Source organism: Mycobacterium helveticum (genome assembly GCF_007714205.1).
GTDB classification, from domain to species: domain Bacteria; phylum Actinomycetota; class Actinomycetes; order Mycobacteriales; family Mycobacteriaceae; genus Mycobacterium; species Mycobacterium helveticum.
This window is the reverse complement of sequence record NZ_VMQU01000201.1, coordinates 1-6,036: the sequence shown is the minus strand read 5'-3', so window position 1 is coordinate 6,036 and position 6,036 is coordinate 1. Positions and strand designations below refer to the sequence as shown.

Below are 6,036 nucleotides of genomic sequence, written 5' to 3'. Positions count from 1 at the left end.
CCGAAACACGCAGCACCACAACAACACCCAAAACCGCAAACCTAAACCCCCAACTATGCGGAAAACGGGCCTAGCCGTGCAGCGCCTTCCGGAGGGCGGCCAGCCCGCGGTCGGTGGCCTCGGCGGCGGCGGGGATCACCATGGCGAAGCTGACGTAGCCGTGCACCAGGGTGGGCTCGTTGCGGTGCTCGACGGGCACCCCGGCGGCGGTGAGCAGCTCGGCGTAGCGGGCCCCGTCGTCGCGCAGCGGGTCGTGTTCGGCGGTCCCGATGTAGGCCGGCGGCAGACCGGACAGGTCGGTCGCGCCCGCCGGGGCGAACGTGACGGGCAGGGCACCGGGATCGGTGACGTCGAGGTCCGGCACGTACCAGGTCAGGAAGGCGTCGATGACCTCGCGGTCCAGGACGGGCGCGGTGGCGTTCTCGGTGAACGACGGCAGCGACATGTCGGCGCACACCGTCGGGTACCACAGCAGCTGGAACTTGAGGCGGGGCCCGCCCTTGTCGGCGTTGTCGCGGGCCAGCAGCGTCATCACGGCGGAGAGGTTGGCGCCCGCCGAGTCACCGGCCACGGCGATCCGGTCCGGGTCGCCGCCCAGCCCGGCGGCGTGGTCGGCCGCCCATTGCAACGCGGCCCAGCAGTCGTCGACGCCCGCGGGGAACGGGTGCTCGGGGGCCAGCCGATAGTCGACGGACACCACGATGGCCTCCGCGCCGACGGCGTGCGCGCGGGCGACGGGATCGTGGGTGTCCAGGTCGCCGAGGCAGAACCCGCCGCCGTGGTAGAAGACGACGACGGGCAGGGCGCGGTCGGTGGCCTCGGCGCCCGGCGGCCAGTAGATCCGCACGGGAATACCGGTCAGATCGCCGTAGCCGACGGTCCGCTCCTCGATGCGCAGGTCGGGAAGCATCTCCTGGGGCACCTTGAGCTGCCGCAGCCGCGAGCGGGCGACCTCGACGCCGTCGGACGCGCTGAACGTCATCGGGAACGCGTCGAGCAACGATTTGAACGTCGGATCGATGCCGGGTCGGGCGGTGGTCGGCTCAGTCATGGGTTCACCGTACGCATTTGCCGCGACTAGGTGTGCAGCGCCCGGCGCAGGGCGGCCAGCCCGCGCTCCATCCCGGCGGTGGCCGCGGGCACCACCCCGGCGTAGCCGAGGTACCCGTGCACCAGCGTCTCGGCGTTGTGCACCTCGGCGGGAACGCCGGCGGCGGCCAGCAGTTCGCCGTAGCGGATCCCGTCGTCGCGCAGCGGGTCGTAGCCGGCGACGCCGATGTAGGCCGGTGGTAGCCCGGCCAGGTTCCCCGCGCGTCCGGGCGCCATGGCCGCGGGCGGGTTGGACATGTCGACATCGCCTGCATACCAACGGGAGAACGCGGCGACGGCCTTGACGTCGAGGATCGGCGCGGCGGCGTTCTCGGTGAACGACGGCAGCGACGCGTCCCATAGCGTGGAGGGGTACCACAGCAGCTGGAACGCGATCCGCGGGCCGCCCCGGTCCCGGCTGCGCTGCGCCATCGCCGCGGCGATGGTCCCGCCGGCGGAATCCCCGGCGACGGCCATCCGCTGTCCGTCGGCGCCGGCCTCCCCGCCTATTTCGGCGCCGTGCTCGGCGACCCACAGCGTTGCGGCCCAGGCGTCTTCGACGGCGGCGGGGTAGGGGTGCTCGGGCGCCAGCCGGTAGTCGACGGACACCACGATCGCGTCGGCGCCGACCGCGTGCTGGCGTGCCGTGCCGTCGTGGGTGTCCAGATCGCCCACGACGAAACCGCCGCCGTGGAAGAACATCACGACCGGCCGGGTTGCGTCGCCGGTTTCGGCTGTCGGCCAGTAGATCCGGAGGCCGATGGGGCCCGCCGGCCCCGGGATCGTCCGGTCCTCGACCCGCAGCTCCGGGTGCACCTGCCGGCGCGGCAGGTCGCGGAACCGCTGCCGCGCCGCGTCGACGCCATCCTCGGTTGATAGCCGGAACGGAACCGCATCCAGTACCTTCTGCAAGATGGGGTCGATTGCTGGTCTTTCGTCGGCTGTGATGTCGAAGCTGGGCATGGAGGTACCGTACGCACCTCGTCTGGTGTCCGGCGGATGGGTGGTGGCGGGCTGGGCCGGCGTTGCCTACGGCGTCTACCTGACGGTGCTCGCGTTGCGTTCGCCGCCGGGCATCGAGCTGACCGGCCACTGGGTCATGCAGCCGCCGTTCAAGGCGCTGATGGCATTGCTGCTGACCCTGGCGGCGGTCGGGCATCCCCTCGTGCGGGAGCGGCGGTGGCTGATGCCGGCGCTGCTGTTGTCGGCCGCCGGTGACTGGCTGCTGGCGATCCCGTGGTGGACGCTGTCCTTCGTGGCGGGCCTGGGGGCATTCATGTTGGCGCACTTGTGCTTTTTGGCCGCGCTGCTGCCGCTGGCGCGCACGGCGCGGCCCACGCCGCCGCGCATCGCCGTCGCCGTTCTGGTCTGCCTGTCGACGCTGGTGCTGCTGGCCTGGTTCTGGCCCAATCTGAGCCGCGACGACCTGACGCTGCCGGTGACGGTCTACATCGTCGTCCTGACCGCGATGGTGTGCACGGCGCAGTTCGCGCGGCTGCCCACGATCTGGGCCGCGGTGGGGGCGCTGTGTTTTGCGGCGTCCGACTCGATGATCGGGATCGGCCGGTTCGTGCTGCACAACGAGTCTTTGGCGGTGCCGATCTGGTGGTTGTACGCCGCGGCGGAGATCTTGCTCACCGCCGGGTTCTTCTTCGGCCGCGAGGAGGCCGCCGACAGCTGGGGCGGCGACGCCGCGGTTGTCGACTGGCCGGCCGAACGCGCTGACTAGCAACGTTTCTCAGGGTGTGAGCGGCCCGTGACCCCGAGCGCGCGCACGCCACTGCAGGTGGAGCCGATCGCCCGGGTGCTGCCGATGTTGTCGGTGCCGCACCTGGATCGCGAGTTCGACTACCTGGTGTCGGCCGAGCAGTCCGACGACGCCCAGCCCGGGGTGCGGGTGCGGGTGCGGTTCCACGGGCGGCTGGTCGACGGGTTCGTGCTGGAGCGCCGCAACGACACCGATCACGCGGGCAAGCTCGGCTGGCTGGATCGGGTGGTCTCGGCCGAACCGGTGCTCACCCCCGAGATCCGCCGTCTGGTCGACGCGGTGGCCGCCCGCTACGCCGGGACCCGTCCGGACGTGTTGCGGCTGGCGGTGCCTGCGCGCCACGCGCGGGTGGAACGGGAAGCGCGCAAGACCGAGGCCGTCCCCGCGGCGCCGGCGCCGGTCGACCCGTCGGGCTGGGACGCCTACGGGCGCGGCGGGCAGTTTTTGGCTGCCGTGGCCGAGGCGCGGGCCGCCCGCGCGGTCTGGCAGGCGCTCCCGGGGGAGGCGTGGGCGGACCGGTTCGCCGAGGCCGCCGCACAGGCCGTCCGCGCGGGCCGGGCGGTGCTGGCGATCGTTCCCGACCAGCGCGACCTCGACGCGCTGTGGGCGGCCGCGACGGCGCTGATCGACGAGGGCAGCGTGGTGGCACTGTCGGCGGGCCTGGGGCCGGCCGCCCGGTACCGGCGGTGGCTGGCGGCGTTGCGGGGCACCGCGCGGCTGGTGATCGGCACCCGCAGCGCGGTGTTCGCCCCGCTGAGCGACCTGGGCCTGGTCATGGTGTGGGCCGACGCCGACGACAGCCTGGCCGAGCCGCGGGCGCCCTACCCGCACGCCCGCGAGGTGGCGATGTTGCGGGCGCACCAGGCGCGCTGCGCGGCGCTGATCGGCGGCTACGCCCGCACGGCCGAAGCCCATGCGCTGGTGCGCAGCGGCTGGGCGCACGACGTCGTGGCGGCGCGGCCGGTGGTGCGTGCCCGCACCCCGCGGGTGGTGGCCCTCGACGACAGCGGCTACCAGGACGAGCGCGATCCCGCGGCCCGCACCGCGCGCATCCCGTCGGTCGCGCTGCGCGCCGCCCGCTCGTCGCTGCAGGCCGGCGCGCCGGTGCTGGTGCAGGTGCCGCGGCGGGGTTATGTCCCCTCGCTGGCCTGTGGCCGCTGCCGCGCCATCGCCCGGTGCCGGCACTGCACCGGGCCCCTGTCCCTGGCCGAGTCACCGGGGGACCCACCGGGCGAGCCATGGCAGCGGGCCGGTCCGACCGCCGTGTGCCGCTGGTGCGGCCGCGCCGAGCCCGCGCTGCGGTGCGCCCGGTGCGGCTCGGCGTCGGTGCGCGCGGTGGTGGTCGGTGCGCGGCGCACCGCCGAGGAACTCGGCCGCGCCTTCGCCGGAACGCCCGTCATCACCTCGGCCGGCGACGCGATCGTGGCGGCGGTGGCCGCCGGCCCGGCCCTGGTCGTGGCCACGCCGGGCGCCGAACCCGTCGCCTCCGGCGGGTACGGGGCGGCGCTGCTGCTGGACACCTGGGCGTTGCTGGGCCGCCAAGACCTGCGCGCCGCCGAGGACGCCCTGTGGCGCTGGATGACCGCCGCCGCGCTGGTGCGCGCCCGCGGCGACGGCGGTGTGGTGGCGGTGGTCGCCGAGTCGGCCATCCCGACGGTCCAGTCGTTGATTCGGTGGGATCCGGTCGGCCACGCCGAGGCCGAGCTGACGGCCAGGACCGAAGTCGGGTTGCCGCCCAGCGTGCACATGGCCGCGATCGACGGGGCCCCCGGGGCGGTCGCCGCGTTGCTCGACGAGGCCCGCCTGCCCGAGGGCGCCGATTTGCTCGGCCCGGTCGAGCTGCCGCCCGGTGCGCGCCGCCCCGCGGGTACCGCCGCCGGCGTGCCGGTGACCAGGATGCTGGTGCGGGTCCCCCGCGAGCAGGGCCTGCAGCTGGCGGCCAGCCTGCGGCGCGGCGTCGGTGTGCTCAGTGCCCGGCAAACCCACGAGCCGGTGCGGGTCCAGATCGACCCGCTGCGTATCGGCTGACGGCAAACCATTCAGGTGATAATAGTTCGACGGGGAAACAATGTGTGGGAACGAAAGTAGGAGGCTGTTACACTTCTATTCCTTCAGTCCGCGGCGGCCCGTAGGAACAGTCGGAAGAGGGTGGCAGGATGGCAACAGACGACACGACGGCCGCCGAAGACTCACCGGATGTGATCACCGATGCGTTGCTGACGGCTTCGCGCCTCCTGGTGGCCATATCGGCCCGCTCGATCGGGCGAGTCGACGAGGCGATCACCATTTCGCAGTTCCGGACCCTGGTGATCCTGTCCAACCGGGGCCCGGTCAACCTGGCCACGCTGGCCGGCCTGCTGGGCGTCCAACCATCGGCCACCGGCCGGATGGTCGACCGGCTCGTCGCCGCGGGGCTGATCGACCGGCTGCCGCACCCGACGTCCAGGCGCGAACTGCTGGCCGCACTGACCAAGCGTGGGCGCGATGTCGTCCGCCGGGTCACCGCCTACCGGCGCGCCGAGATCGCCGCCATCGTGGAGAAGATGCCGCCCCCCGAGCGCCACGGCCTGGTGCGGGCCCTGACGGCGTTCACCGCCGCCGGCGGGGAACCCGAGGCTCACCTGGACGTCGACGTCGACCCGTAGGGAGGAACGGGCCGCGTGCGTACTCGACCTCGTCGTCGCCGGTACCGCAGTGTGGTCACACCGATTGACCATCACCGCTAAAAACAGTATGCATTGGAAATAGTCTACGCGCGCTCGTGAAGCGTCGGCTCGTCCTTCCCTACACTGTGCGCGTGCGTCTCGTCTTCGCCGGCACCCCCGAACCCGCGCTGCCCGCGCTGCGCCGCCTCCTCGACTCGCCCCGGCACGAGGTGGTCGCCGTGCTGACCCGGCCCGACGCGGTGTCCGGCCGGCGCGGCAAGCTCGAGCCGTCGCCGGTGGCCCGCGAGGCGCTCGACCGGGGCGTCCCGGTGCTGCGACCGGCGCGGCCCAACTCCGCGGAGTTCGTGGCCGAGCTGGCCGAGTTGGCGCCGGAATGTTGCCCCGTGGTGGCCTACGGCGCGCTGCTGCGTGAGAGCCTGCTCGCGGTGCCCACGCACGGCTGGGTCAACCTGCACTTCTCGCTGCTGCCCGCGTGGCGCGGCGCGGCGCCGGTGCAGGCCGCGATCGCCGCGG

The 6,036-nt window shown here is 73.4% G+C and carries 6 protein-coding genes; 4 read left to right on the top strand and 2 right to left on the bottom strand.

The features are described from left to right. Positions 1-70: 70 nt before the first annotated feature. Both FPZ47_RS26140 and FPZ47_RS26135 read right to left on the bottom strand, forming a co-directional pair. Positions 71-1,051, bottom strand: a complete 981-nt coding sequence (locus tag FPZ47_RS26140; protein ID WP_144956850.1) for an alpha/beta hydrolase — start codon at positions 1,049-1,051, stop codon at positions 71-73. A gap of 26 nt (positions 1,052-1,077) precedes the next feature. Next, positions 1,078-2,052 carry an alpha/beta hydrolase gene (locus FPZ47_RS26135; protein WP_144956847.1) on the bottom strand — a complete coding sequence of 325 codons (975 nt, stop codon included), beginning with the start codon at positions 2,050-2,052 and terminating at the stop codon, positions 1,078-1,080. Between FPZ47_RS26135 and FPZ47_RS26130 the strand changes: the two genes are divergently transcribed. From FPZ47_RS26130 to FPZ47_RS26115, 4 genes are all read left to right on the top strand, one after another. Beyond that, positions 2,051-2,818, top strand: a complete 768-nt coding sequence (locus FPZ47_RS26130) for a lysoplasmalogenase (protein WP_144956856.1) — start codon at positions 2,051-2,053, stop codon at positions 2,816-2,818. The genes FPZ47_RS26135 and FPZ47_RS26130 overlap by 2 nt on opposite strands. 84 nt (positions 2,819-2,902) lie before the next feature. Continuing rightward, a complete protein-coding gene (locus FPZ47_RS26125) occupies positions 2,903-4,885 on the top strand; it encodes a primosomal protein N' (protein WP_144956853.1) in 1,983 nt (660 codons plus the stop codon). A gap of 128 nt (positions 4,886-5,013) precedes the next feature. Continuing rightward, positions 5,014-5,502: a MarR family winged helix-turn-helix transcriptional regulator gene (locus tag FPZ47_RS26120; RefSeq protein ID WP_144956844.1), complete on the top strand. Its 489-nt coding sequence runs from the start codon at positions 5,014-5,016 to the stop codon at positions 5,500-5,502. Between the two features lie 152 nt (positions 5,503-5,654). Then, positions 5,655-6,036 (top strand): methionyl-tRNA formyltransferase (locus tag FPZ47_RS26115; protein WP_282593872.1); only part of this gene is annotated, 382 nt, incomplete at its 3' end.

Coding starts and splice junctions, on each gene's coding strand:
- FPZ47_RS26140 (WP_144956850.1), bottom strand. CDS start 1,051: ATGACTGAGCCGACCACCGCCCGACCCGGCATCGATCCGACGTTCAAA.
- FPZ47_RS26130 (WP_144956856.1), top strand. CDS start 2,051: ATGGAGGTACCGTACGCACCTCGTCTGGTGTCCGGCGGATGGGTGGTG.
- FPZ47_RS26135 (WP_144956847.1), bottom strand. CDS start 2,052: ATGCCCAGCTTCGACATCACAGCCGACGAAAGACCAGCAATCGACCCC.
- FPZ47_RS26125 (WP_144956853.1), top strand. CDS start 2,903: ATGTTGTCGGTGCCGCACCTGGATCGCGAGTTCGACTACCTGGTGTCG.
- FPZ47_RS26120 (WP_144956844.1), top strand. CDS start 5,014: ATGGCAACAGACGACACGACGGCCGCCGAAGACTCACCGGATGTGATC.